The sequence below is a fragment of the Yinghuangia sp. ASG 101 genome, assembly GCF_021165735.1.
Classification (GTDB): Bacteria; Actinomycetota; Actinomycetes; order Streptomycetales; family Streptomycetaceae; genus Yinghuangia.
Map to the genome: position 1 here is coordinate 2,349,942 of NZ_CP088911.1, position 24,344 is coordinate 2,374,285.

General features: G+C 72.7%; 21 protein-coding genes. 6 read left to right on the forward strand and 15 right to left on the reverse strand.

All coding sequences use genetic code 11. The features are described from left to right. Positions 1–458: 458 nt before the first annotated feature. From argF to LO772_RS09700, 4 genes are all read right to left on the reverse strand, one after another. Positions 459–1,460 carry an ornithine carbamoyltransferase gene (gene argF, locus LO772_RS09685; RefSeq protein WP_231777981.1) on the reverse strand — a complete coding sequence of 334 codons (1,002 nt, stop codon included), beginning with the start codon at positions 1,458–1,460 and terminating at the stop codon, positions 459–461. 81 nt (positions 1,461–1,541) lie between these two features. Next, complete coding sequence (locus LO772_RS09690) at positions 1,542–2,771, reverse strand: arginine deiminase (protein WP_231777982.1); 1,230 nt, start codon at positions 2,769–2,771, stop codon at positions 1,542–1,544. A 410-nt stretch (positions 2,772–3,181) separates the two neighbouring features. Then, a complete protein-coding gene (locus tag LO772_RS09695) occupies positions 3,182–5,752 on the reverse strand; it encodes a polynucleotide kinase-phosphatase (RefSeq protein WP_231777983.1) in 2,571 nt (856 codons plus the stop codon). Further along, positions 5,749–7,482: a 3' terminal RNA ribose 2'-O-methyltransferase Hen1 gene (locus LO772_RS09700; protein ID WP_231777984.1), complete on the reverse strand. Its 1,734-nt coding sequence runs from the start codon at positions 7,480–7,482 to the stop codon at positions 5,749–5,751. The genes LO772_RS09695 and LO772_RS09700 overlap by 4 nt, the downstream gene beginning before the upstream one ends. Before the next feature lie 87 nt (positions 7,483–7,569). On the opposite strand from LO772_RS09700, the gene LO772_RS09705 reads away from it, so the two are divergent. Then, the gene (locus LO772_RS09705; protein ID WP_231777985.1) at positions 7,570–7,770 is read left to right on the forward strand and encodes a hypothetical protein; all 201 of its coding nucleotides are present in this window, start codon (positions 7,570–7,572) and stop codon (positions 7,768–7,770) included. 43 nt (positions 7,771–7,813) lie between these two features. Here LO772_RS09705 and LO772_RS09710 read toward each other — a convergent pair whose 3' ends face one another. Continuing rightward, entirely contained in the window at positions 7,814–9,106 is a 1,293-nt protein-coding gene (locus tag LO772_RS09710; RefSeq protein WP_231777986.1) for an MFS transporter, read from the reverse strand. Between the two features lie 75 nt (positions 9,107–9,181). Here LO772_RS09710 and LO772_RS09715 point away from each other — a divergent pair, with 75 nt between their 5' ends. After that, complete coding sequence (locus LO772_RS09715; protein WP_231777987.1) at positions 9,182–9,625, forward strand: MerR family transcriptional regulator; 444 nt, start codon at positions 9,182–9,184, stop codon at positions 9,623–9,625. Here the strand turns inward: LO772_RS09715 and LO772_RS09720 are convergent. Further along, positions 9,590–10,249, reverse strand: coding sequence for a hypothetical protein (locus LO772_RS09720; protein WP_231777988.1), 660 nt, complete (start codon positions 10,247–10,249; stop codon positions 9,590–9,592). The two genes, LO772_RS09715 and LO772_RS09720, sit on opposite strands and share 36 nt — an antisense overlap. Before the next feature lie 331 nt (positions 10,250–10,580). Further along, a complete protein-coding gene (locus tag LO772_RS09725) occupies positions 10,581–11,150 on the reverse strand; it encodes a peroxiredoxin-like family protein (protein ID WP_231777989.1) in 570 nt (189 codons plus the stop codon). 97 nt (positions 11,151–11,247) lie between these two features. Between LO772_RS09725 and LO772_RS09730 the strand changes: the two genes are divergently transcribed. Next, positions 11,248–11,940 carry a TetR/AcrR family transcriptional regulator gene (locus LO772_RS09730; RefSeq protein ID WP_231777990.1) on the forward strand — a complete coding sequence of 231 codons (693 nt, stop codon included), beginning with the start codon at positions 11,248–11,250 and terminating at the stop codon, positions 11,938–11,940. 124 nt (positions 11,941–12,064) lie between these two features. Here LO772_RS09730 and LO772_RS09735 read toward each other — a convergent pair whose 3' ends face one another. Both LO772_RS09735 and LO772_RS09740 read right to left on the reverse strand, forming a co-directional pair. Continuing rightward, positions 12,065–13,432, reverse strand: a complete 1,368-nt coding sequence (locus LO772_RS09735) for a class I SAM-dependent RNA methyltransferase (RefSeq protein ID WP_231777991.1) — start codon at positions 13,430–13,432, stop codon at positions 12,065–12,067. A gap of 240 nt (positions 13,433–13,672) precedes the next feature. Continuing rightward, positions 13,673–15,715: an APC family permease gene (locus LO772_RS09740; protein WP_231777992.1), complete on the reverse strand. Its 2,043-nt coding sequence runs from the start codon at positions 15,713–15,715 to the stop codon at positions 13,673–13,675. Between the two features lie 214 nt (positions 15,716–15,929). On the opposite strand from LO772_RS09740, the gene LO772_RS09745 reads away from it, so the two are divergent. Continuing rightward, complete coding sequence (locus tag LO772_RS09745; protein ID WP_231777993.1) at positions 15,930–16,592, forward strand: potassium channel family protein; 663 nt, start codon at positions 15,930–15,932, stop codon at positions 16,590–16,592. Further along, the gene (locus LO772_RS09750) at positions 16,592–17,290 is read left to right on the forward strand and encodes a potassium channel family protein (protein ID WP_231777994.1); all 699 of its coding nucleotides are present in this window, start codon (positions 16,592–16,594) and stop codon (positions 17,288–17,290) included. The genes LO772_RS09745 and LO772_RS09750 overlap by 1 nt, the downstream gene beginning before the upstream one ends. A 253-nt stretch (positions 17,291–17,543) precedes the next feature. Here LO772_RS09750 and LO772_RS09755 read toward each other — a convergent pair whose 3' ends face one another. The 6 genes from LO772_RS09755 to LO772_RS09780 all read right to left on the reverse strand — a co-directional run bounded on the left by LO772_RS09755 (position 17,544) and on the right by LO772_RS09780 (position 23,262). Beyond that, complete coding sequence (locus tag LO772_RS09755; RefSeq protein ID WP_231777995.1) at positions 17,544–18,920, reverse strand: transcriptional regulator; 1,377 nt, start codon at positions 18,918–18,920, stop codon at positions 17,544–17,546. Positions 18,921–19,100: 180 nt separating this feature from the next. Next, positions 19,101–19,898 (reverse strand): DUF3159 domain-containing protein, encoded by a 798-nt coding sequence (locus LO772_RS09760; protein ID WP_231777996.1) that lies wholly within the window; start codon positions 19,896–19,898, stop codon positions 19,101–19,103. 4 nt (positions 19,899–19,902) lie between these two features. After that, positions 19,903–20,301: an OB-fold nucleic acid binding domain-containing protein gene (locus tag LO772_RS09765; protein ID WP_231777997.1), complete on the reverse strand. Its 399-nt coding sequence runs from the start codon at positions 20,299–20,301 to the stop codon at positions 19,903–19,905. A 1,035-nt stretch (positions 20,302–21,336) separates the two neighbouring features. Further along, positions 21,337–22,152, reverse strand: a complete 816-nt coding sequence (locus LO772_RS09770) for a DUF3710 domain-containing protein (RefSeq protein WP_231777998.1) — start codon at positions 22,150–22,152, stop codon at positions 21,337–21,339. Position 22,153: 1 nt separating this feature from the next. Next, positions 22,154–22,684, reverse strand: a complete 531-nt coding sequence (gene dut, locus LO772_RS09775; RefSeq protein WP_231777999.1) for a dUTP diphosphatase — start codon at positions 22,682–22,684, stop codon at positions 22,154–22,156. Continuing rightward, positions 22,681–23,262 carry a PaaI family thioesterase gene (locus tag LO772_RS09780; RefSeq protein ID WP_231778000.1) on the reverse strand — a complete coding sequence of 194 codons (582 nt, stop codon included), beginning with the start codon at positions 23,260–23,262 and terminating at the stop codon, positions 22,681–22,683. Before LO772_RS09780 ends, dut begins: the two co-directional genes overlap by 4 nt. Before the next feature lie 168 nt (positions 23,263–23,430). Here LO772_RS09780 and LO772_RS09785 point away from each other — a divergent pair, with 168 nt between their 5' ends. Continuing rightward, a complete protein-coding gene (locus tag LO772_RS09785) occupies positions 23,431–24,324 on the forward strand; it encodes an SDR family oxidoreductase (RefSeq protein ID WP_231778001.1) in 894 nt (297 codons plus the stop codon). The last annotated feature ends 20 nt before the right edge of the window (positions 24,325–24,344 follow it).

Here is a 24,344-nt window from a genome sequence, read left to right on the forward strand (position 1 = left end):
CTGTGGATGCCGCGAGGACGTCCGTGAACGGCTGTGCCGGGCCACGGACTTGCACAACGGCGGCGGCCGGGTCGGGACCGCGGTCCGGTCCGTCGGGGGCCGTGCGGGAGAGGCCGGATCGGGAGGCGACGGCTTGCCCGGCGGTGGTGGCGCGGGCACCGGATCGCGGCGGCCGGGCCCGCCCGGCGGCGGCCGTGGCGAAGACGCGGGATCCGGGAGCAACGGCAGGCGCGACCGCGGCGGTTCCGAAGACGCCGGATCACCGGCGCGGGGGTGTGCGGCGGCGGGGGCGGCGATGTTCGCGCGCGGCACGGCGGCACGGTCCGACGGGTTGCGCGACCGCCGGTGCGCGGCGGAGCCGTCCCGCGCGGTCATCGGAAGCCGGGGCCCCGCGCGGCGGACCCGCGAACAAACGCGGCGGCGTCAGACGGGCCGTCCGCCGCCGCGTCCGGGGGCGGTCAGTCGCCGAGCGTCGCGACCATGACGGCCTTGATGGTGTGCAGGCGGTTCTCGGACTCGTCGAAGACGATCGAGAAGTCCGACTCGAACACCTCGTCGGTCACCTCCAGCGCCTCCATTCCGGTCTTCTCGTAGATCTCCTCGCCGACCGTCGTGTGGCGGTCGTGGAAGGCCGGCAGGCAGTGCATGAACTTGACCCCGGGGTTCTCGGTCGCCCGCACCACGTCCATGTTGACCTGGTAGGCCCCCAGCAGCGCGATCCGCTCCGTCCAGACCTCCTTCGGCTCGCCCATCGAGACCCACACGTCGGTGTAGAGGAAGTCGACGCCCTTGACGCCCGCCTTGACGTCCTCGGTGTGCGTGATCGTCGCCCCGGTCTTCGCGGCGATCTCCCGCGCCCGCGCGGTCACCGCCTCGTCGTTCCACAGCGCCTTGGGCGCGACCATGCGGACGTCCATGCCGAGCATCGCCGCGGCGACCATGAGCGAGTTGCCCATGTTGTTGCGGGCGTCGCCGAGGTACGCGAACGAGACCTGGTGGAGCGGCTTGTCGGAGTGCTCCTTCATGGTGAGCATGTCGGCGAGGATCTGCGTCGGGTGCCACTCGTCGGTGAGGCCGTTCCACACCGGGACGCCCGCGTGGCGCCCGAGTTCCTCCGCGTACTCCTGCCGCGAGCCGCGGTATTCGATGCCGTCGTACATGCGTCCGAGCACCCGCGCGGTGTCCTTCATCGACTCCTTGTGGCCGATCTGCGAACCGGTCGGGTCAAGGTAGGTCACGTTCGCGCCCTGGTCGTACGCGGCCACCTCGAACGCGCACCGCGTCCGTGTCGAGGTCTTCTCGAAGATGAGCGCGATGTTCTTGCCCCGCAGCCGCTGCCGCTCGACACCGGCGTACTTGGCCGCCTTCAGGTCCGCGGCGAGGTCGATCAGGAATCTGAACTCCTTGGGCGTGAAGTCGAGTTCCTTGAGGAAGTTGCGGTGACGCAGGTTGAAAGGCATGGCTCCAGTGTTTCTGTAGTGTTTCCGGCCCCCGGCCGACGGGGGTGCGGTCAGAGGGTGTGCGGGCGGCGCGACGGCCGCTCAGGAGACGGGCTCGCGCTCCACGGGGCAGCTCATGCATCGCGGACCGCCGCGGCCTCGGCCCAGTTCGCTGCCTCGGATCGCGATCACGTCGATGCCGTTCTTGGCCAGGTGGGTGTTGGTCGTCGCGTTGCGCTCGTACGCGAAGACCACCCCGGGCTCGACCGCGAGCACGTTGCAGCCGTCGTCCCACTGCTCGCGCTCGGCGGAGTGCACGTCCTGCGTCGCGGTCAGGACCCGGACGCTGTCCAGGCCCAGCGCACGCGCGATGGCGTGGTGCATGTCGTCCGGCTTGTGGTCGGAGACCTTCAGCTCGGTCTCGGTATCGCCCGGCTCGATGGTGTACGAGGGCAGCATGCCCATGCCGGCGTACTTCGTGAACGTGTCGCCGTCGATCATCGTCATGACCGTGTCGAGGTGCATGAACGCGCGCGCCTTCGGCATCCGCACCGCGACGACCTTGGTCGCGGAACCCTTCGCGAACAGCGAGCGGGCCAGGGCCTCGACGCCCATCGGGGTGGTGCGCTCGCTCATGCCGACCAGTACCGCGCCGTTGCCGATGACCAGCACGTCGCCGCCTTCGACCGTCGCCGGGTACTGCGACTGCCCCGGGCTCCAGACGTGGAAGTCGCCGCCGGCGAACAGCGGGTGGTAGCCGTAGATCGCCTCGAAGTGCACGGTCTCGCGGCGGCGGGCGGGCATCTGCATCGCGTTGATCGCGACGCCGTCGTACACCCAGCTCGACGTGTCGCGCGTGAAGATGTGGTTCGGCACCGGGATCAGGACGAAGTCGTCGACGTCCATGGTGTGGAACGCGACGCTGTGCGGCTCGTCGATGCGCTCCAGGACCTCGCGCTTGGTGATGCCGCCGATGAGGTGGCGTACCAGCGTCTCGGGGTCGAACCCCTCGAAGAGCGCGCGGAGTTCGTCGACGGCGAGCAGACCGTAGGCGCGTTCGTCGAACACCCGGTCCAGGATCAGCTTCTTCGCGGCGGGCTGCCCGGCGACGGTCTCCCGCAGCAGATCCGCGAACAAGTGGACGGCGATGCCGCGCTCGCGCAGCGCGTCCGCGAACGCGTCGTGCTCCTCGCGGGCGCGCTTCACCCACAGCACGTCGTCGAAGAGCAGTTCCCTGCGGTTCGTCGGGGTGAGGCGCTTGAGCTCCAGATCGGGTCGATGCAGGATGACCTGCTTGAGCCGCCCGGTCTCCGACTGGACGCGGAAAGCCATGGAACCCTCCTCCTGACGGAATCCGGCGCGCCGGCCCTGCGGGCCCGCGCGGTCCTCGCGGCGAACCGCGCGCCGCGCCCGAAGGCCCGGCCCGTGTACGCCACCCTCGGGTGCGTGCGTATGCCCGACCCGCTCACCGCGCCGGCACCCGCGCCGACACCCCGCCGGACGCACGCGCCACGAGCGGCATGAGCGGCACACCCGACGTGATCGCCTGCGTGCCCGACATGGTCGTGGTCGACATGGCCGACATGATGGCGGACGCGGTTTGCCGCCGCGTAGCCCCACACGTTTCGAACGTTATGCCCAGGTTACGAGATCGCACCGCCGACGCCGTGACCAGGAAGGTCCGGCGGTGGTGGCGCCGCCCGAACCGGCACCCGCGTGCCCTCCCTCGGCACCGGTGCCGCTCACAGGCGCGGGTCGACCGGTTCCGACTCCAGGGCGAGGACCGCGAACACCGGTTCGTGGACGCGCCACAGGGGTTCGCCCGCGGCCAGGCGCGCCAGGGCCTCCATGCCGAGCGCGTGCTCGCGCAGGGCGAGTGAGCGCTTGTGGCCGAGGTGGCGGCCGCGCAGCCGGGTCAGGTGCTCGGGTTCGGTGTAGTCGGGGCCGTAGACGATCCGCAGGTACTCCGGGCCGCGCACTTTGAGGCCCGGTTGGATCCGCGACCCGGGCGGACGCGCGGCCTCGCCCGCGAGCGGCTTGACGACCATGCCCTCGCCGCCCGCCGCGGTGAGCGCCTCCCACCACGCGACGCCCGCCGCGACCCGGTCGGGGTCGGCGAGGTCGACGACCAGGCGCTCCGTGCGGGTGAGCAGGCCGGTCGCGTCCGCCTCGGCGAGGCGGTCGGCGAGCGCGAGGTGCCAGTCGTGGGGGTGCGCGGTGAACGCCCGGCCCCGCCCGGCCAGCAGCTGGAACGGTGCGAAACGCAGGCCGTCCAGACCGTCGACGGGCCCGCAGTAGCGGCCGTACGCGTCGGTGAACGCCCGGGCGTTCGCCGTACGCCGGTCGACGCGGTCGGCGAGACCGGCCACGTCGACGCCGCGCGCGGACGCGCGGGCCAGCGCGCGGGCGGCGGCGGGGAGCGCGGCCGTCGCGGCGGCGCCGACCGAGGCGTACTGGTGGCGCAGCAGGTCCACGGCCTTCGCCGACCACGGCATCAGCTCGGCGTCCCACAGGAGCCAGTCGGTGTCGAGTTCGTCCCACAGGCCGACCGCGTCGCACGCGGTGCGCAGGCGGGCCAGGAAGCCCTCGGTGAGTTCCGGTGTCGCGAGGAACGACCGGCCGGTGCGCGTCCACAGCGCTCCCGTGCCGTCGGATATGTCGAACGCGGCCTTCGCGGCCTCCGCGTCGCGGCACACCAGGGCCACCGCGCGCGACCCCATGTGCTTCTCCTCGCAGATCACCGTCGTGACGCCGTCCCGGCGGTACTGCTCGAACGCCTCCGCGGGGTGTTCGAGCAGGCCGGGCAGGTCCGAGGTGGCGCACGGGGCCATGGTCGGCGGCAGGTAGACCAGCCTCCGCGGGTCCGTCGCGAAGCGGCTCATGACCTCCAGCGCGGCGGCGGCGTTCTCGCCGCGCACCATGACGCGGCCGGCCGTCGCGGTCTCGACGACGCGGCGGCCCATCGGGTCGTCCGGGACGAGGACGTCCGCGAGGTCGAGCGGGCGCCCGTCCCGGCCGCCGGGCGCCTCGGCCTTGAGCGGGCGGACCGGCTCGTACCAGACCCGCTCGGCGGGGACGGCGACCACGTCGCGCTCGGGGTAGCGCAGCGCGGTCAGCTCGCCGCCGAACACGCAGCCGGTGTCCAGGCAGATCGTGTTGTTGACCCACTCGGCGCGCGGCATGGGCGTGTGTCCGTAGACGACCGTCGCGCGGCCCCGGTATTCCTCGGCCCACGGATAGCGGACCGGGAGGCCGTACTCGTCGGTCTCGCCCGTGGTGTCGCCGTACAGCGCGAAGCTGCGGACGCGGCCGGACGTGCGGCCGTGGTACTTCTCCGGCAAGCCCGCGTGGGCGACGACCAGGCGGCCGTCGTCGAGGAGGTAGTGGCTGACCAGGCTGTCGCAGAACGCGGCGATCTCGGCGCGGAACTCCTCGGTCTCGCCCGCGAGTTGGTCCAGCGACTGCTGGAGGCCGTGGGTCACGGTGACCTTGCGCCCGCGCAGCGCGCGCAGCAGTTTGTGCTCGTGGTTGCCCGGGACGCAGATCGCGTGGCCGGCCCGGACCATGCCCATCACGAGGCGCAGCACGCCGGGCGTGTCGGGCCCTCGGTCGACGAGGTCGCCGACGAAAACCGGCGTCCGGCCGTCGGGGTGGACGGCGTCGACGGCCCGGTCCTCGGTGTCCCGGACGATCGCGTAGCCCAGGCGCCGGAGCAGCGTCTCCAGTTCGGCCCGGCAGCCGTGGACGTCCCCGACGAGGTCGAACGGCCCGGTGAGATGCCGCAGGTCGTTGAACCGCTTCTCGTACGTGATGCTCGCGGCGGCGATCTCGTCCACGCCGCGCAGGTGGTGCACCTTGCGGAAGCCCTCGCGTTGCAGCGCGCGGAGCGACCTGACGAGGTCCTTGCGCTGCCGGGTGACGACGGCGCGCGGCAGGTGGGCGCGCTCGGGCCGGACGGCGTTGCGCTCGACGCAGACCTGTTCGGGAACGTCGAGAACGATCGCCACGGGGAGCACGTCGTGTTCGCGGGCCAGGCTCACCAGTTGCGCCCGGGCGCCCGGCTGCACGCTGGTGGCGTCGACGACGGTCAGCCGACCCGCGGCAAGGCGGATCCCCGCGACGTGCCGCAGCAGCGCGAAGGCGTCGGTCGACGCGGCCTGGTCGTTCTCGTCGTCGGACACCATGCCGCGGAAGAAGTCGGATGACAGCACCTGCGTCGCCCCGAAGTGGGTGCGCGCGAAGGTCGACTTGCCCGATCCGGTCGTCCCGATGAGGACGACCAGGCTCAGGTCGGGGACGGCGAGCTCGGTCATGCGGTGCGTTCCTCGGTGTCGGAGTCGGCGGCCGGGTGGGCGGTGAACACGGCCATCTGGGTGGGCGGCCCGACCTCGGGGTCGTCGTCGCCGACAGGCACGAACTCGGCCTGGTAGCCGAAGCGTTCGCCCACGTCATCGGCCCAGGACCGGAAGCGCGCGCGGCCCCATTCGAAGCGGTGGTCGGCGTGCCGCATCGCGCCGGGAGCCAGCCCGGGGCCGCCCGCTTCGTCCGGCGCGTACCGGACGTTGTACTCGGCGTTCGGCGTCGTCACCACCACGGTCGTCGGCCGGGCGGCTCCGAAGACCGCGAACTCCAGGGCGGGCAGGCGCGGTTCGTCGATGTGCTCGATCACCTCCGACAGCACCGCGGCGTCGTACCCGGCGAGCCGGGCATCGGTGTACGTCAACGCTCCCTGCATCAGCCGTATCCGCGCGCGCTGCCGCTCGCCCATCCGGTCGAGCCGCAACCGCCGCGCGGCGATACCGAGCGCCCGCACCGACACGTCCACCCCCACCACCTCGGCGAACCGGCGCTCCTTCAGCAGTTCCCCGAGCAGCTTTCCGTCGCCGCACCCCAGGTCCAGCACCCGCGACGCGGCGGTCCGCCGCAACACCGCGAGCACGGCACGCCGCCGGTGCTCGGCGAGCGACATGGGAGCGTCAGCGCCCGCGGGGGCGGGGTCGGCTGCCGACACGGTCGGGTCGGAAGCCGAGGCCGCCAGGCCGGTCGCCGACCCCGGGAGGGCGGTCGCCGACCCCGGGAGGGCGGTGGCCGACGCCGCCGGGCATGTTGCCTGGGGCGCGCGACCACCGGGCGACGCCACGGGGTCGGTCGCCGACGCGGCGAGGCCGCCCGTCGGCGACGGCGACGCGGAACTCCCCGCACGCCGCTCCTCCTCCGCCCGCGGGTTCTCCGCACTCCCCTCCTCCGCGTCGTCCTCCTCGCCCCTCGGCACCGCGTTGTCGAAGCCCTCGGCCTCCACCTCCTCGACCTCGGCCAGGCGTTCCAGCGCCGTCCGGGTCAGTCCCGGACGCCGCGACAGGTAGCGGCGCGTGATCAGCGTCCGCTCGGGGTGGTCCGCGAGCCAGCCCTCCCCCGCGCGCAGCAGCTTGTCGACCTCCTCCGGCGACACCCAGTAGTGCTTGGCGTCATCCAGCACCGGAAGCAGCACGTACAGGTGCCGCAGCGCCCGCGAGACCCGGAACGTCCCGGTCAGCCTCAGCCGTACGTACCGCGACTCGCCCCACTCCGGGAACCGTCCGTCCAACGCCACCGGTTCCGCGTCGACCGCCCAGCCCAGCGGCTCGAACAGGGACCGCACCATCGCGGCGCCGCCGCGCGACGGCACCGCGGGCACCGCGATGTCGAGCGGCCATTCCTGGTCGACCAACTCGGGACGCGCCTCGCAACGCCCCCGCATCGCCGTCCGGAACACGCCGCCCAGCGCCACGGCCAACAGCGACGACGCGGCGTACGGACGGTCGTTCACGTACTGCGCGAGGGCGAAGTCGGGTGCCCCGCCGGACTTCCTGCTGCCGCGCACCAGACCCACCGGATCGACGTCCAGCAACAGCGCCGCCTCGCAACGGTCGTGCGAAGCCTCGGGGTAGAACACGTGCGCGGTGCCGTACGTCGACCCGAATTGCTGGGATTTATCGGGATGTTTGTGCAGCAAAAAGCCAAGATCGGTTGCGGGGCTGCGGGTGGTCGCTATCGTCAGGAACACCCGAGCGAGTATTGCGTGTGCCTTCCCGCCCTCACCACCGGGTTTGTCCCCGGTGGGGAGGCCGAAGGCGCGAGAAGGAGACTGCGCGTGCCCAAGATCACGGTCTCGTTGGACGCCAACCTCGCCATCGACGTGATGCTCCTGTCGGGCACCCGCAGCCCGCAGGACGCGGTCGAACTGATCGTGCGCGACTACCTCGCCCGAGGACACCGCACCGAGGCCCGCACCGGTCGGCCGGACCACGGCACCGAAGACCGCGGCCACATCCCCACCCCACCGGAGACGTAGGAGCGCCGGGCGCACCCGAGTCCGTCCGCCCCGCCCCGCCCCGTCACGCGTCGCCCGACGCGGACGCCGCTTCCCGCGCGACCGGGAAACCGTGCGCACGCGCGACCAGCACCGTGCCCAGGACCGGTATCAGGAGGATCACCACGGTCCACGGGAACGACCCCGAACCGAGCGCGCCGAGCAGAATCCCGCCGAGGAGGCCCCCGGCGGCCATCGCCGCGTTCCACAGCGTGACGAGCATGGCCTGCGCGGCGTCCGCGTGCTCGCCGCCGGCTTCGGCGACAGCGGTCTGCAGAAGCGTCGGCGCGCCTCCCCACCCCAGCCCCCACAGGGCCACGGCGAGACAGACGAGAGCGGAACTCTCGGCCCATATCGCCAAGATGGTCGCGCCACCGGCGACAAGGAGCGCGCTCGCGAGGGTGAGGGCACGCAGGCGGCGGTGGATGTGCGCCCCGACCCCCCAGATGCCCAGCAGGGACGCGGCACCGAAGACGAGCAACACGATGTCTGTCTCGTCCCCCATGCCGACGTGGTCGAGGAATGTGGCGATGTAGGTGTAGAGCATCGTGTGCGCGAGAACGAACACCAGTGTGACGAACAGGACTTCGGGTACGCCGCGCACACGGAGAGCACCGGTGACCGGAAGCCCCGCCCGGCGCTCCTGACCGGGCTGGTCGGGAACAAGCGCGGTGATCCAGACGATCACGACGACAGCGAGAACCGTCATGGTCCAGAACGCCGTACGCCAGCCCAGGGTGTCGCCGAGGAACGTCCCGGCGGGGACGCCCAGCGACAGGGCGACAGGGATTCCCGTCATGACGATCGCGATGGCCTTTCCTTGGAGAGGGACCGGGACGAGGCGGCGTGCGTAGCCCGCGAGCAGCGCCCACGCCAGGCCCGCCGCGACCCCCGCGAGGCACCGGGCCACCATGGTCACCGCGTAGTCGGTGGAGACCGCCGTGACCGTGTTGGCCGCGGCGAAACCCGCCATCGCGGCCACCAGAAGCCCCTTACGGCGGCGACGGGAAGTGGCGGAGGCCAGCGGAATCGCGGTGAGTGCGGTGCCGATCGCGTAGATCGTCACCGATTGGCCCATCGCCGATTCGCCGACGCCCAGATCGGAACTCATGGCGGGCAGGACACCCGCCGGCAGGGTCTCGGTCAGGCTGGTGACGAACACCGCCGTGGCCAGCGCGAGAAGCGCGGACAGGGGAAGTCTGTCGTCGGCCCTCCTCTCGTGGTCGCCGTCGCCGTCGCCGTCGTGGTCGCGGTCGTGGTCATCGTGGTCGTGGCCGGCGGTGCGGTCAGGACGGTTCCGTGCGGTCTCCGGGCTCATGGACCGTATGCTCGAACCCTCACATTGATGTGAAGGTCAAGCGCACACCCGCCGCACGGAATCAGAGGTCATCGCATGCGCATCGGCGAACTGTCGGCGCGAACCGGGACGCCGCGACGCCTTCTTCGGTACTACGAGGAACAGGGGCTCATCTCCGCCGACCGCGCACCGAACGGATACCGGGACTACGACCCCCGGTTCGTGGACCGCGTCCTCCAGATCCGAGGGCTGCTCGACGCCGGCCTGCCGACCCGCATCATCAAGCAGATCCTGCCCTGCCTCGACAAGCCCCGGGTCATCTACTTCACCGACGCGACCCCCGACATGCTCGCCGCGCTGGAGCACGAACGCGACCGCATGACGGAACGCATCGACTGCCTGATCCGCAACCGGGACGCCATCTCCGACTACCTCGAGATCGTCAGGGACAACGAGCGGTCGTGCCATGCCAACGCGGCGGCGCCTCCCACGGCCGGCCTCCCGTCACCCCCCATCAGCGGGCCCCGGACCGGCCCGTGACCCGCGTTTCGGAAACGGGATGACACGGGCGTCGCGGTCCGCCCCGGACGCGCCTCCCGGCGCGCACTGACCGCACTCGGCGGGCGGCGGCGGTGACTCCGCCGCGAGCAACAGCCAGGGATCCGCCGCCGAATCGGCGAACCAGGTCGACGCCTCCTGGACCGCGCGGAGGCGAATCAACGCGTGAAAGGTGTTCTCCCACGCCGTGCGGCACTGCGCGCGCCCGGCGGCGTCCGGCAACGCCCCGACCGGGCCCGGCCGTTCGCGCGGCAACGCGCCGCGGGCGAGACGGTGCAACACCCGCGCGGTCCGCCCCAGCACACGGGCGACCAGGGAGACCGGGTAGATCACCGCGTCGTCCGCGGGCCCCGTCCAGACCGCGTCGCGGCGCAGTTTCGGCGGAATGAGCCCGTCGACCAGCACCAGGGCGACGCGCAACTCCTCGACGGCACGGCACAGACACCCCGCCCGAGCCGGATCGGCACGCCACGACTCCACCGCACGCACCGCCAGCCGCAGCGAACGCGCCGCACCGACAAGGCCTTGCCCCGCCGTCGTGGCGACGGCCAGGTCGTCATCGAGCTGGGCCAGGACGACCGCGCTTCGAGCGTGCATCGGGATCATGACGGGCTCCCCTCACGAACGGCGGTCGTACGACGGCACCACACCGCCCGCCCGCCATCGGAACCGGCGCCCCACCGACGCCGTGCCCCCACGATCCCGCACCCGCCGCCCGCTCCGGCGCCACAGGACCGCGATCTGTGGACAAGCCGGCGAACACCCCTCCCACGAGTGACCGGTGCGCCGCGCTTGTCCACAACAGCAGTAATGCCCCGCACCCGAGGCGGCGATCTGTGGTAACCACCCGTCCCGCCCGCCGGCCACCACCACCGACCGCCCCGACCTGCCGGACAGCCCCGACAGCCCCCGACAGCCCGACGACCCCGGCGGCCCTTCAGCCGACCGCCGACCGCTTCTCCCGTGCCAGCGCGAGGAGTTCGTCCACGGACCACTGGTCGTAGACATGCTCACCGAACTTGCACGCCACGACGGTCCCGGCCGGATCGATGAGGAAGTCGGCGGGCAGCCCGAGCCGCCCCTGCGGCTGCCGCGACTTCGGGAGGCGGTCGAGTCCGCGCAGCACCCGGACCGTGCCGCGCCCCAACGACGCCAGGATCGGCCCCCAGGCCCTCGGGCTCAGCAGCGCCCGCGGCGCGGACTCGACACCGAATTCGCGGTACAGCAGCTTGTCCGGGTCCGCGATCACGGCGAACGGCAACCGGGCCACGTGCTCGCGCAGTTCCCCGGCCGACGAGTGGAACACGACGACCTCGGTGACCCCGGCGGCCCGGATCTCGTCGTGCCGCCGCTCGATCGAGCGCAGGTGCAGGTTGCAGACGGGGCATCCCGCGAACCGCCGGAACTGCAAATGGGTCAACCGCCCCGGCTCGGGCACGGAGACCGCCCCGACAGGACCGCACACCGTGGCCAACTCGCGTGCCGGCACCCGACTTTCGACGTCCACGGGACGTATGGCGACAGACATGGTCCGAAAGCCCCTCTCGGTAAGCGTGCAGCGTACGCTTACCACGCTATGAGCGTACGTTGTACGCTGTCAATCCATGCCACGCCCCCGCTCCCTCACCCAGCCCCAGATCGCCGCCGCCGCGCTCCGCGTGCTCGACCGGGACGGCCTCGACGCCCTCACCATGCGCGCCGTCGCCGCCGAGCTGGACATGGGCACCATGTCCGTCTACCGCTACGTCACCGACCGCGCGCAGTTGGAGGCCCTGGTGGTCGACCACGTCCTGGGCATGGTCGACACCGACGTGCCGGACGCCGCACCGGGCCGCGCCGAAGCCCCCGTCGCCCAAACCCCCGACGGCGGCGCGGCCATCGCGGACTGGGCCGCACCGATCGAGGCCATGGTGGACCGCGTCCGCGCCACCGTCGGCGCGCACACCGCGGTCATCCCGTTGCTGCTGATCCACCGCCACGCGTCGCCGCACGCGACCCGCTGGGGCGAAGCGGTCCTCGGCGTGCTGGCGTCCGCCGGATTCGACGCCCGGCAGCGCGCGATCGCGTTCCGGGCCCTGCTCGCCTACGTCTTCGGCGCCCTGCACGTGGAGTACTACAGCCCGCTCCCCGGGCCCGGCACGGCCGCCTTGGCCGCGCTCGACCCCCACGACTTCCCGCATCTGGCGGCCACCGCCCGCGAAGCCCGAACCCTGGACACCGCCGAGGAGTTCACCGCCGGACTCCGCCTCCTGCTGCGCGGACTGGCCGCCGAAACCCGTCCCAAGCAGGGGGATTGACGCCGCCGACGAGACGCCACAGTCCGTCGGCAGGCCGTCGGGGACCCGCTCTCGATCGAGACCCTGCCGTCGCCCCCGCGCCTCCCGGCGCACCCGTGGCGCGCCGCCCGACCCGCCGCCGAAACTACTTCGACCGGGTCGGCCCCGGCTGTTTCGGAGCCAGCTCCAGGACGGCGACGCACTCCATGTGGTGCGTCTGCGGGAAGAGGTCGAAGGCCCGCAACGTCCGCAGGCGGTAGCCGTGTTGGGCGAAGTAGGCCAGGTCGCGGGCGAGCGCCGCCGGGTCGCAGGCGACGTACGCGATGCGGCGCGGGGTCAGGCGCGCGATGCGTTCGACGACCGCTTTGCCCGCACCCGCGCGCGGCGGGTCGAGCACGACGATGTCGGCACGCCGCAGGAAACCGGGGCGGTTCAGCACACGCTCGACCCGGCCCGCCTCGAAGCGGGCGCCCGGGACGTCGCGCAGGTTGTGCCGGGCGTCCTCGACCGCGTCGCGCGAGGACTCGACGCCGATGACGGTGTCCGAGTCGGCGAGCCGCGCGGCGATCGCACCCGCGAACAGGCCGACGCCGCAGTACAGATCGAGCGCCACGTCGCCCGGGCGCGGCTCCAGGCCGTCGAGCACCGCCGCGACCAGCGTGTCCGCCGCCGCGGGGTGCACCTGCCAGAAACCGCCGCCGGAGACCCGCCACGTCTGCCCGGCCGCCACCTCGCGCACCCCGGCCCGCCCGTGCACGCGCTTCGTCCGCCCGCGCTCGTCGGCCCGGAACACCGCGACAGGGCGGTCGAGTTCGACGATAGGCACGCGGCCGTCGTCGGCCGCCGGCGTCACCACGACCGCCCGGTCGAGCGACCCGCTCGCCGCGATCGCCTCGATCGACGCGACGCCGCGCCAGTCGCGCCGCTCGATCCCCAACTCCTCGACGCCCGGCGCGGCGATGGCGCACGCGTCGATCGGCTGCACGTCGTGCGAGCGGTGTTTGCGCAGCCCGGCCGCGCCGCTTTCCGCGTCCACCGCGAACTGCACGCGCGTCCGCCACCCCAGGCCCTCGGGCATCCCCGGCGGACCGTCCACGGCCTCCACCTCGACGTCGCGCTCCAGCCCCGCCAGCCGGCGCAACTGCTCGGCGACCACCGCCCCCTTCAGCGCGCGCTGCGCGGCCGGCACCGCGTGCTGCCAGTCGCAGCCGCCGCACCGCCCGGGCCCCGCGTACGGGCACGGCGGGGTCACCCGGTCGGGCGACGCCGTCAGCACGTCGACGACGTCGGCGCGCAGGAACCGCGACGTCTCGACTCCCTCGGTGACCTCGACGACCGCGCGCTCGCCGGGCAGCCCGTGGCGTACGAACAGCACCCGGCCCTCGTGGCGCGCGACGCAGTGACCGCCGTGCGCGACGGGGCCGATCTCCACCTCGTAGCGCGCCCCGACCAGCGACTCGGCCGCGTCGTCGGCTGCGGACGGGGGCGATCCGGCGGATCGGAAGGTGGGCACGGAACTCCTCGGAGACGACAGCGGTACGCGACGGGAATCACGATCGGAACGCGGGCGGCGGGAAGGCGCCGCGAACAACGCGCCCGATCACCGCACGGCCTCCAAGGCTACGGGGTCCCCGAGGACGCCCGAGACCACCGTCCTGCCGGACCGCGACAGCGAGGCCACCGCGGGCCCACGGGCCGGTCCGGGCGGCACCCACGACCGCGCCCACCCCGCCGGCGCGACCCCCGGCCCGACTCAGGCCCCGTTCCCGCCGCCCCCGCCGTCGCCGTCCGGCCGCTGCCGCGCCCTCGGCGCCGGCTCGCCGCGGCGGACCGCGCCCGGCGCGTTGTAGCCCTTGGCGTACTTGACCCGGTCCGACGACGCCAACTGCCACGGCACCGACGCGACGACGACGCCCGGCGTGAACAGCAGGCGCCCCTTGAGCCGCAGCGCGCTCTGGTTGTGCAGGATGTGCTCCCACCAGTGGCCGACGACGTACTCCGGGATGTACACCGTCACCACGTCCCGCGGGCTCGACCGCCGCACGTTCTTGACGTACTCGATGATCGGCCGCGTGATCTCGCGGTACGGCGACCCCAGCACCTTGAGCGGCACCTCGATCCCCCGCTCGTCCCACTCCTGCCGCAGCGCCTCGGTCTCGGCCGGGTCCACCCCGACGGTGACCGCCTCCAGCACGTTCGGCCGCGCCGCCCGCGCGTACGCCAGCGCCCGCAGGGTCGGCTTGTGCAGCTTGGAGACCAGCACGATGCCGTGCACACGCGACGGCAGCTTCATGTCCTCGTCCGGGTCGGCCACCAACTCGTCCGACACCCGGTCATAGTGCCGCCTGATGCCCTTCATGACCACGAACAGCACGACCATCGCCAGAATCGCGATCCAGGCGCCGTGCAGGAACTTGGTGACCAGCACGATCACCAGCACGGCCCCGGTCATGCACAGGCCGAACGCGTTGATCACCCGGCTGCGGACCATGTGCCGCCGCGCGGCCGGGTCGTCCTCCTCGCGCAGCGTCCGTGTCCAGTGCCGGATCATGCCCGCCTGGCTCATCGTGAACGACACGAACACACCCACGACATACAGCTGGATCAGCTTCGTCGGCTCGGCGTTGAAGGCGATGATCAACAGGATCGCGGCACCCGCCAGCATGATGATGCCGTTGCTGAACGCCAGGCGGTCACCGCGCGTGTGCAACTGCCGCGGCAAATAGCGGTCCTGGGCGAGGATCGAGCCGAGCACCGGGAAGCCGTTGAACGCCGTGTTCGCCGCCAGCACGAGGATCAACCCGGTGACCGCGAGGACCAGGTAGAACGCCGGCGACGCGAACGTCCCGCCGAACACCGCGTCGGCCACCTGCGCGACCACGGTCTTCTGCTCATAGCCGTCCGGCGCCCCCACGAGCTGCGTGTCGGGGTTCTCCGCGAAGTGCACCTTGGTGATGTTCGCGAGTGCCAGCATGCCCATCAGCATCGTGACCGCGATCGTCCCCATCAGCAGCAGCGTCGTGGCGGCGTTCCGGCTCTTGGGCTTGCGGAACGCCGGCACCCCGTTGCTGATCGCCTCGACACCGGTCAGCGCCGCACAGCCGGAGGAGAACGTGCGCAGCAGCAAGAACACCAGGGCCAGCCCGGTGAACGCGTCCTCCTCCCGAATGCCGAACCCCGAGCTCTCGGCGCGCATTTCGGCCCCCGTGAAGTACCGCAGGAACCCGAAGAGCGTCATGCCGATTACGGCGAACATGAACAGGTACGTCGGCACCGCGAACGCCGTTCCCGACTCGCGGACCCCGCGCAGGTTCATGGCCATGAGCAGCAGCACGAGCAATACGGCGTACAGCACCTTGTGGTCGTCTATCGCCGGAATGGCCGAGGCGATGTTGGCGACGCCCGACGAGATCGACACGGCGACGGTCAGCACGTAGTCGACCAGCAGCGCGCTGCCGACGGTCAGCCCCGCGTTCGGCCCGAGGTTGACGGTCGCCACCTCGTAGTCGCCGCCGCCGCTGGGGTACGCGTGCACGTTCTGCCGGTACGACGCCACCACGGTCAGCATGACCACGACCACCGCGAGCCCGACCTGCCAGCTGAAGTGGTACGCGGCCAGGCCCGCCATCGACAGCGTCAGCAGGATCTCGTCCGGCGCGTACGCCACGGACGACAGCGCGTCGGACGCGAACACGGGCAGCGCCAGACGCTTGGGCAGCAGCGTCTCGTGCAACTTGTCACTACGCAGCGCACGCCCCACGAGAATGCGCTTCGACAGCCCACCGAGTCTCGACACGCGGGCGATCGTACGCGGTGGCCGTGGCGCGCCACGCCGCGCGGCCGGGCGGTGCGCGCGGGGCATATCCCCATCACGCCCGCGGAACCGCCCGCGTGTAACGTCGCGCGAACGTCTGTCACTCTGGTGACAGGCCGTGAGGGCCGACGGGTCGCGGCCACGTCCGCGGCCCCAGCAAACCGGGCAATACCAGCCGAACGCCGGAAGGACGGCCGTGCACATCGTCATCATGGGGTGCGGGCGCGTGGGATCCACGCTGGCCCAGACCCTGGAGGAACAGGGCCATTCGATCGCGGTGGTCGACCGCGACGCGTCGTCGTTCCGCCGGCTCGGCGCCCACTTCTCCGGCCGCCGCGTCACCGGCGTCGGCTACGACCAGGACACGCTGCGGGCCGCCGGCATCGAGGAGGCCGGCGCGTTCGCGGCGGTCAGCAGCGGCGACAACTCGAACATCATCGCGGCCCGGGTGGCCCGCGAGACCTTCGGTGTCGAGAACGTCGTCGCGCGCATCTACGACCCGCGCCGCGCCGAGGTCTACCAGCGGCTCGGCATCCCGACCGTGGCCACCGTCCGCTGGACCGCCGACCAGATGCTGCGGCGGCTGCTGCCCAGCGGCGCCGAGCCGCTGTGGCGCGACCCCAGCGGCAGCGTGCAGCTCGCCGAGATCCACGTGAATCCGGAGTGGGTCGGCCACCGGATCTCCCGCCTGGAGGAGACCTCCGGAGCGCGCATCGCGTTCCTGACGCGCCTGGGCGAGGGCATCCTGCCCGGCGCCGACACGGTCCTCCAGGAAGGGGACCTCGTCCACGTCGTCATGCAGTCGGCCGACGTCGCCGCCGTCGAGGCGGCCTTCGAGAAGGCCCCGGAGGAGGACTGATGCGTGTCGCGATCGCGGGAGCCGGTGCGGTGGGCCGGTCCATCGCCGGCGAGCTGCTGGAGAACGGCCACGAGGTGCTGCTCATCGACAAGGCGCCCGAGGCCATCCAGGTCGAGAGCGTGCCCCAGGCCGAATGGCTGCTGGCCGACGCCTGCGAGATCTCGTCCCTCGACGAGGCCGCACTCGAACGCTGCAATGTGGCCATCGCGGCGACCGGCGACGACAAGGTCAACCTCGTCGTGTCGCTGCTCGCCAAGACCGAATACGGCGTGCCGCGCGTGGTCGCCCGGGTCAACAACCCGAAGAACGAGTGGCTCTTCAACGAGGCCTGGGGCGTCGACGTGGCCGTCTCGACCCCGCGCCTGATGTCGGCCCTCGTCGAGGAGGCCGTCAGCGTCGGCGACCTCGTCCGGCTCATGCAGTTCAGCCAGGGCGACGCGAACCTGGTCGAGCTGACGCTGCCGGACGACACACAGCTGGTCGGCACGCGGGTCGGCGACGTCGCGTGGCCGCAGGACACCGCGCTGGTGACGATCATCCGCGAGGGCCGCGTGCTGGTGCCCAGCAAGGACGACTCGCTGGAGGCCGGCGACGAACTGCTGTTCGTCGCCGCGCCCGCCCGCGAGGAGGAGCTGGAGGACCTGCTCTCCCCGCCGGGCACCCGGGCCCGCGACCTCCGGGGGCAGGGCGCCGGATAGCCGGAGCCGTGGCGTCGTCCGCTGCCGGCCCTCCTGGCAGCGGACGATGCCACAGCCGCCACACCGGTCACAGCCGTCGCGACCGCCACCGCGGCCACAACCGCCGGCCCGGCTCCCCGTCACGCCTCGGCCGCGCCTCGGCACCCCGCGGACATCGCGGCGCCCCACCGGCGCGGACGCCGCGAACGTCGTCATCGCACGACATCACCGCCGCGCCCCGGGCCCGGTGCCGTCCCGCCACCCGGTCGGCCCCTCACACCGCCATCCCCGCGTACAGCTCCTCGGCCCGCTCGCTGAACTCGCGGACCACCCGCTCCCCCGCGTACGGCTTGAGCTGCGTGCGGAACGCGCGCAGGAAGTCGTTGCACTGCGACGAGTTGAGCCGGCTGGCGATGTCCAGCGCCTCGTCCGCCTTCGCGCACGCCTGGTCCAGCTCCCGTTCGACCAGGTGTGCCGCGGCCATGAACGTCGTGTCCTGGGCGCAGCGGCGCGTGTAGCCGTCGGCGCGAATCCCTATGGCCTCGTGGGCGTGCCGCTGCGTGGCGTGCGGCATCCCCAGGTCGCGGTGGCAGTGGGCGAACTCGTGCGCCAGCTCGGCCTTGTCGAAGTACTGGCACCACCCGGGGTCATCGTCGCCGTCGGAGGCCTCCAGGCTGCGCTCGGCGGCCCGCAGCGCCTCCGAGCACGCGCGCTCGTTGTGCATCGCCGCGTGCCCCCGGGCCTCCATCGCCAGCACGAGCGCCCGCGCGCGGTGGCTGAGCGACCCGCGCGCGCCCTGCTGCGCGGCACGGGCGAGCTGCACGGCCTCCCAGCCGTGCCCGAGGTAGACGGCCTGGCACGCCATGTTGGCCATGACGTACGCGCCGTACGCCCGGTCGTCGGCGGCCTGGGCGAGGCGCAGGGCCTGGATGTGGTAGCGCTGCGCGAGCGCGTGGCGGCCGGAGTCGAACGACAGCCAGCCGGCCAGCTCGGTCAGCTCCGCGACCGCACGGAACAGCCCTCGGCCGACATCCTCGCCGTACGAGCCCGTGAGCTTGTCGGCGGCGATCTTGTTCAGGTGGTTCACCACGGTGTCGCGCAGGTCCGCGCCGCCTTGGGCGCGGTCGAGCTTGCGGAACATCGCGACGGTCTGGCGGATGCGCTCGACATCCGCCTCGCGCACACGGTCGCTGCCGGTGTGCTGGACCGGCTCGGGCTCCGCCCCGCTCGCGGTCGACCAGAAGAGCGCGGGACTGGAGAAGGCCGCGGCCCCGAAAGTCGACCCGAGCAGGAAATTACGGCGGTTCATGTCTCTCCCCGTCAGCTCGACCACGGCCCGCCGGATGTCGGACACCGTGCGAGCGACGCTCAATCCGTCGAACGGATCCGCCGCAGGCGGGCGCCGGTCGCGCAAACCCAGGTCGCTGACCGTCAGTTCGTAGCCCAATTTGCGGCCGAGCACCTCGGCCAGCAGATCGGGAATGGGCCAACGCGGTTGGGCACCGTCGAGCCAGCGGGCCACCGAGGTGTGGGTGCACCCCAGGTGTTGCCCGCGTCGCTCCGCCACCACGTTGACCCAACGGGCGATTTCACGCCTCGTCAGGCCGGCCTCTTCGACCAGCGCGCGAAGGTCACCGTTTCCGGCCACCATCCCCGCCTCCTTTCACACGAGGCATAACCGGGACGCTAGTTGCCGGGATACGGCCGAACGGGGAAATAGTCAGCAAATAACCACTGTCGTCAACAAAGTGAACGGCCGCTTTCGCAAGCGGCCGTCCCGGTGCTTCTGTTGATCAGTGAACGCTCAAGTCTTCACACGATGACCGGCGCGTCAGCGGATCGAACCGGTGTCCGGTCTCCGCTCGTCGGCGGAGTCGTCCGCCCCGTCGGCACCCTCGCCACCGCCGCCGTCGTCGGCCTTCGTCGGCGGCGGGGCCTTCGACATGATGAGCCACGTCAGATAGATCGCCACGAGCCACGGCGGCACCCCGAGCGCCACCTTCGCGGCACCGAGCCACGTCACCTCGTCGGCGAGGTACAGCGGCACCTGCACGACGATGCGGAGCACGAACAGCGCCACCCATACCCAGGTGGCCTTGGTGTACGCCGCGGCCCGCTCCGGGTTCTTCCGCCACGTGAAGTTCTCGCCGAGGATCGGCCCGAGCACGACGCCGATGATCGGCCAGCGCACCATGATCGAGACGACGTACGCCAGCGCGTACCCGCCGGAGATGAACACGCCCAGCAGGTAGAAGTTCTCCGCCTTGCCGGACTTGACCGCGACGTACGCCGCGATCGCGACGCCGAGGAAGCCGCCGAGCGCGTGCATCAGCGTCTCGCGCCGGGCCAGCCGCACGGCCGCCAGCACGCCCGCGACGGCGACCGCCGCGTACGACGACGACTTCGTCTCGCGCGTGATGGTGAAGACGATGACGAAGACCAGCCCGGGGACGGTCATGTCGATCATGCCGCGCACGCCGCCGAAGGCGGCGATCAGCGACAGCGCGCTGTCGGTCGGGGCCTCCGCCGCGCGGGCGCCGCCCTCGGGGGTCTCGGCCGCGTCGCGCTCGGGCCGCCGGGAATCGGTGCCCTCGACGGCGGCGCGCGGGTGTTCCTCCCCCGCTTTCACAAGCTCATCCATTCCCGACCGGCCGCAGTTCGTATTTGGGGTTGAACAGCACCGGCCGACCGTGCGTGGTGGACACCCGGCCCTGCGCGACCAACTGCCGGCCCGGCTCGATGCCGGCGATCTTGCGGCGACCCAGCCACACCACCGAGAGGGCACCCGATCCGTCGTACAGCTCCGCCTCCAGCGCCGGGACGCCGCCGCGCGGGCGGAACGTCACGGTGCGCAGCGTTCCCCCGACGGTGACGAGGTCGCGCTCGGCGACCGTCCCTATCGCGGTGCAGCCGAGCTGACGGCTGTCCTGCCGCAGCTCTTCGGCGTCCAGCTCCTCGTGGGTGGAGGTCAGCCGGTTGAACATCCGGCGGAAACGGCCGGGCTCGCGCTCGACTCCGGTGGTACCACTCATGCACGCGAGGGTACCCGTTCGGGCGCGCACCCGGGACCCCGATCGAGCGCTCCCGGCACTCCCCGGGACGCCCCCGGACACCGCCTCAGCTCGGCCCGGCCCCCGCCCCGCGACCGCCTCCCCCACCCCACCCGCGATCGCCCGGTCGCGGTACGTCGTGGGCGCGGTCGCCGTTCGAGGGCTCGGCGCCGGTCGGCCCGGCCGGGCACCGAGCGAGGCCACCCCTCGCCGGAGGCTTGGCGGGTGCTCAGCACCGCGGCGGGCCCGGGCGCCCCGCGGCTCTGACGGGCCCCGGACCCCCGCCTCGTCGCTCGACGCCCTCGCGGTGTCGAACGTCGGCACGGCCCGTCGCGGACCGGTGCGCCCCGCGGCTCGCCCGCGGCGCGCACCGTGTCATCGGGCCGCCTCCACGTGTTCCGTTCGCGTTCGCCCGGCGGCCGGGTGGGCGCGACCGAGGGCGTGTTCACTCGATCGTGGGGTCAGCGCGGCGTGGCGTCGACATTTTCTTCGAACCTGTATTCGAATATGGAGTGTGAGCATTCTGCCCGCCACCACGGCCTCCCCCGCAGCCTCCGCCACAACCACAACCACGGCCACAGCCGCGTCCTCCGGCACCGCCACCGGCACGCCATCGCCCGCGTCCCCGCCGTCCTCCGCCGCGCCCGCCCCCTGGCCCGTCCTGCTGCGGTATCCCGCCCGACGGATACGCCGCATCATGGCGCCGCCGACCCGCACGACCCCGCCCCGCTCCCGGACGACCGACCCGGCCCGGGCGGACGAAGGCCGACGGTCCGGAGCGACAACCCGATCGTGAGCCCGCCGCCGGAGTCGTCCGGCGAAGCCCGACGGCCGCCATCACACCTCGGCCGTACGACCGTCCGGCCGAGCGACGGGCCGGGCGCGGCGAAGAGCCTGCCCCCGCTTCTCCGGAAGACCGGCCGGGAACGCGACGGGCCCGGTCGACCTCGCCGGTCGTCCGGGCCCGTCCCACGCCCGCACAGGCACCGGGCACGCGTCGCGCGCCCGGGCCCGCCGCTACCGCACCTCGGTGATCTCCGGGCCGCGCTGGAAAGTGGTCAGCGTGCCGCTGTAGCGGCTCTTCGCGGGCCCCTCGGGCTCCTCCGCCACCGTCGGCGCGACGCCGCTCGCCGGGTCGATCTGCGCGTTGTCCGGCAGGCGCAGCAGGATCGGGTCGCGCGGGGCCATCGGGTCCGATCCGCGCACGACGACCGTGTCGCGGAAGATCCCCTCCAGCTGCCCGCCCGTGTCGGGGTCGACCGCGGCCCGTCCGGAGATGACGCCGCGCAGGAACCACCGGGGGCCGTCGCAGCCCACGAAGCGCACCAGCTGCGCGCCCTGCTTGCCGTCCGGCAGCTGCACGGGCACCTGGGCCCGCAGCTCCCAGCCGAGGCCGCCGTCGAGCTCGTCGACGAGGCCGCCCTGCTGCGTGATGCCGCCGCCGATCTCCTTGCGGATCTCGTGCCACAGGCCCTCGCTGCGCGGTGCCGCGAACGCCTGCACCTGGACCGCGCTGTCACCGAGGACCACCGTCGCGGCGATGATCATCTCGTTGGCGACCTCGACCCGCAGCTCCATCCCCTCGACCGCGGGGACCAGCAGGCCGCCGAGGTCGATGCGGCCTTCCCGGGGGTCGTCCAGCTCGTCCTCGTCCCACGGGCCGTCGGGCCGCGGGGCGGGCGGCAGGGGGCGGTTCAGCGCCTCGTCGTCCGTGGCCTCGTCCGACGCGGCCTCGTCCTCGTGCCGCTCATCCGTTTCATCCAGCTCGTCGATGTCGTCGAGCTCGTCGACGGGCTGGTCGGCTTCTTCGTTGCGTCGGCGACGTCGGAACACGTCAGATCCCTTCCCGGTCGGAAGCCGAGTTCTCCACTGTGGCGGCACCGCGGTGCGCGCCGTTTGCCTGTGCGGCCACGACGGCGGCATGGCCGCCGGTCGACCCGAAGCCGCCCTCGGCCCGGTCCGATCCCGGCAGGACGCCGACCTCGTGGAACCTCGCCCGCTCGACGCGCTGGATGACGAGCTGGGCGATCCGGTCGCCGCGGCGGAACGAGACGCTCTCTCGGGCATCCAGGTTCACCACGATGACCCTGATCTCGCCACGGTATCCCGCATCGATCGTGCCCGGGGCGTTGACCAATGACACTCCGCACCGGGCCGCGAGTCCGGAACGCGGGTGCACGAACGCGGCGAAGCCGTCCGGCAGCGCGATCGCCACCCCGGTCGGCAGCGTGATCCGCTCCCCCGGTGCCAGCTCGGCGTCCACCGCGGTGACCAGATCGGCGCCCGCGTCGCCGGGGTGCGCGTACGCCGGCAGCGGCAGGTCGGGATCGAGGCGCTGGATCAGGATGTCCACCGGAGCCGTCACGGGCTCACCTCATAGGTTCGCATGAGTTCGGCCGAGTGCGGGTCCGAGCCGGCCCGCTCGACGTCCTCGGCGCGGCCGTGCGTCGTGAAGTGGTCCAGGTCGACGCGGACGAAAAGCGCCGCGGCCTCGACGGCGACCGGGCCGTCCGCGGCGTCGACGCGGCCCGACGCGCGCGCGAAGACCTTGCGTCCGTCGACGCCGGTACACCACGCGTGGATGTGCAGCGTCGAGCCGACCGGCACCGGACGCCGGAAGTCGGTCTCCAGGCGGGCCGTCACCACCGGCCGGTGCAGCAGGAAGGACAGCGCCCCCAGCGCCTCGTCGAGCGCGCAGGTCAGCAGGCCGCCGTGGGCCAGCCCCGGAGCCCCTTGGTGACCCTCGCCCACCACGTACTCGGTGTGCACGCTGACGCCCTGCCCGACGCGGCTGCGCACTCTGAGGCCGTTGTCCTGGACCTCGCCGCAGGCGAAACAGCCGTCGTAGTGCTTTCCGGTCTCCGCACCGACGGCGGGCGCCCCCGGGCGCGGCTCGGGGACCGCGGCGTCCGCGGGCGGGCTCAGCGAAGTAGGTCGACTCACCGGGTGGACATTACTGCCTTTCGGCCGGTCCTCCGTGCCGGGGCCGCCCGGCCCGGGAGCGGTGCCTGTTGCACACGCCGGGGGCCCGGCCACTACGGTCGTGGCGGGGCGTCCGGGCGGGCGCGGACGACGCGAGCGGCGCGGGCGCGCGCGGACGAGAGGACGCACATGACCAAGAGCGTGGTCGTGACCGGCGCGACCAGCGGGATCGGCCTCGCGACCGCCCTGGAGCTGGCCCGCGCGGGCCTCGACGTCATCGGCACCGCGCGCACCGAGGACAAGGCGCAGCGGCTGCGCGAGGCCGCCGGGCACGAAGGCGTCGGTGTGCGGACCGTGGTGCTGGATGTGTGCGACGCCACCTCCACCGTGCGGGCCTTCACCGAGATCGCCACGATGACCGGCGGCGGCCCTTGGGCGGTCGTCAACAACGCGGGCCTGGCCCAACCGGGAGCCGTCGAGGACGTCGAGGACGAGCAGGTGCGGCGGCAGTTGGAGACGAACCTCGTCGCGCCCGCGCGCATCGTGCGCCTGGTCCTCCCGCAGATGCGCCGGCGCGGCGGCGGGCGCATCGTGAACATCTCGTCGGTGTCCGGCCGCGTCGCGGCGCCGTTCCTGGGCTGGTACTGCGCGAGCAAGCACGGGCTCGCGGCCATGACGGACGCCCTGCGGATCGAGGTCGCGCAGTTCGGCGTCAAGGTCGTGCTGATCGAGCCCGGGAGCTACGGCACGGACATCTGGGAGCGCAGCATGGGCCGCCTCCCGGCCCACGAGCACTCCGCGTACCGGGACTCGTACGCCATGGCCGACGGCATCCTGCGGCGCTCCGCGTCGCTGCCCGCCCCCGCTCCGGTGGCGTCGGCCGTGCGCCACGCGCTGCTGACCGCCCGGCCGAGGCCGCGCTACCTGGTCGGTTCGGACGCGAGGGCGGGCGCGGCACTGAACGCGCTGGCGCCGCGCGTGCTGTCCGATTACGCGAAGGGTGTCGCGACCGGTTTGCGTACGCCTCCCGAACGCGTGGCGCGGCTGCTCGACAGGGCCACCCGGCGCCGGGCCGCGCGGTGACCCGGGGGTCGGCGGGGTTT

What these genes read in the sequence shown, in the direction of transcription:
- argF (WP_231777981.1), bottom strand. Translation starts at nt 1,460, where the DNA reads ATGCCTTTCAACCTGCGTCACCGCAACTTCCTCAAGGAACTCGACTTC.
- LO772_RS09690 (WP_231777982.1), bottom strand. Translation starts at nt 2,771, where the DNA reads ATGGCTTTCCGCGTCCAGTCGGAGACCGGGCGGCTCAAGCAGGTCATC.
- LO772_RS09695 (WP_231777983.1), bottom strand. Translation starts at nt 5,752, where the DNA reads ATGACCGAGCTCGCCGTCCCCGACCTGAGCCTGGTCGTCCTCATCGGG.
- LO772_RS09710 (WP_231777986.1), bottom strand. Translation starts at nt 9,106, where the DNA reads ATGAGCCCGGAGACCGCACGGAACCGTCCTGACCGCACCGCCGGCCAC.
- LO772_RS09715 (WP_231777987.1), top strand. Translation starts at nt 9,182, where the DNA reads ATGCGCATCGGCGAACTGTCGGCGCGAACCGGGACGCCGCGACGCCTT.
- LO772_RS09720 (WP_231777988.1), bottom strand. Translation starts at nt 10,249, where the DNA reads ATGATCCCGATGCACGCTCGAAGCGCGGTCGTCCTGGCCCAGCTCGAT.
- LO772_RS09730 (WP_231777990.1), top strand. Translation starts at nt 11,248, where the DNA reads ATGCCACGCCCCCGCTCCCTCACCCAGCCCCAGATCGCCGCCGCCGCG.
- LO772_RS09750 (WP_231777994.1), top strand. Translation starts at nt 16,592, where the DNA reads ATGCGTGTCGCGATCGCGGGAGCCGGTGCGGTGGGCCGGTCCATCGCC.
- LO772_RS09755 (WP_231777995.1), bottom strand. Translation starts at nt 18,920, where the DNA reads ATGGTGGCCGGAAACGGTGACCTTCGCGCGCTGGTCGAAGAGGCCGGC.
- LO772_RS09765 (WP_231777997.1), bottom strand. Translation starts at nt 20,301, where the DNA reads ATGAGTGGTACCACCGGAGTCGAGCGCGAGCCCGGCCGTTTCCGCCGG.
- LO772_RS09785 (WP_231778001.1), top strand. Translation starts at nt 23,431, where the DNA reads ATGACCAAGAGCGTGGTCGTGACCGGCGCGACCAGCGGGATCGGCCTC.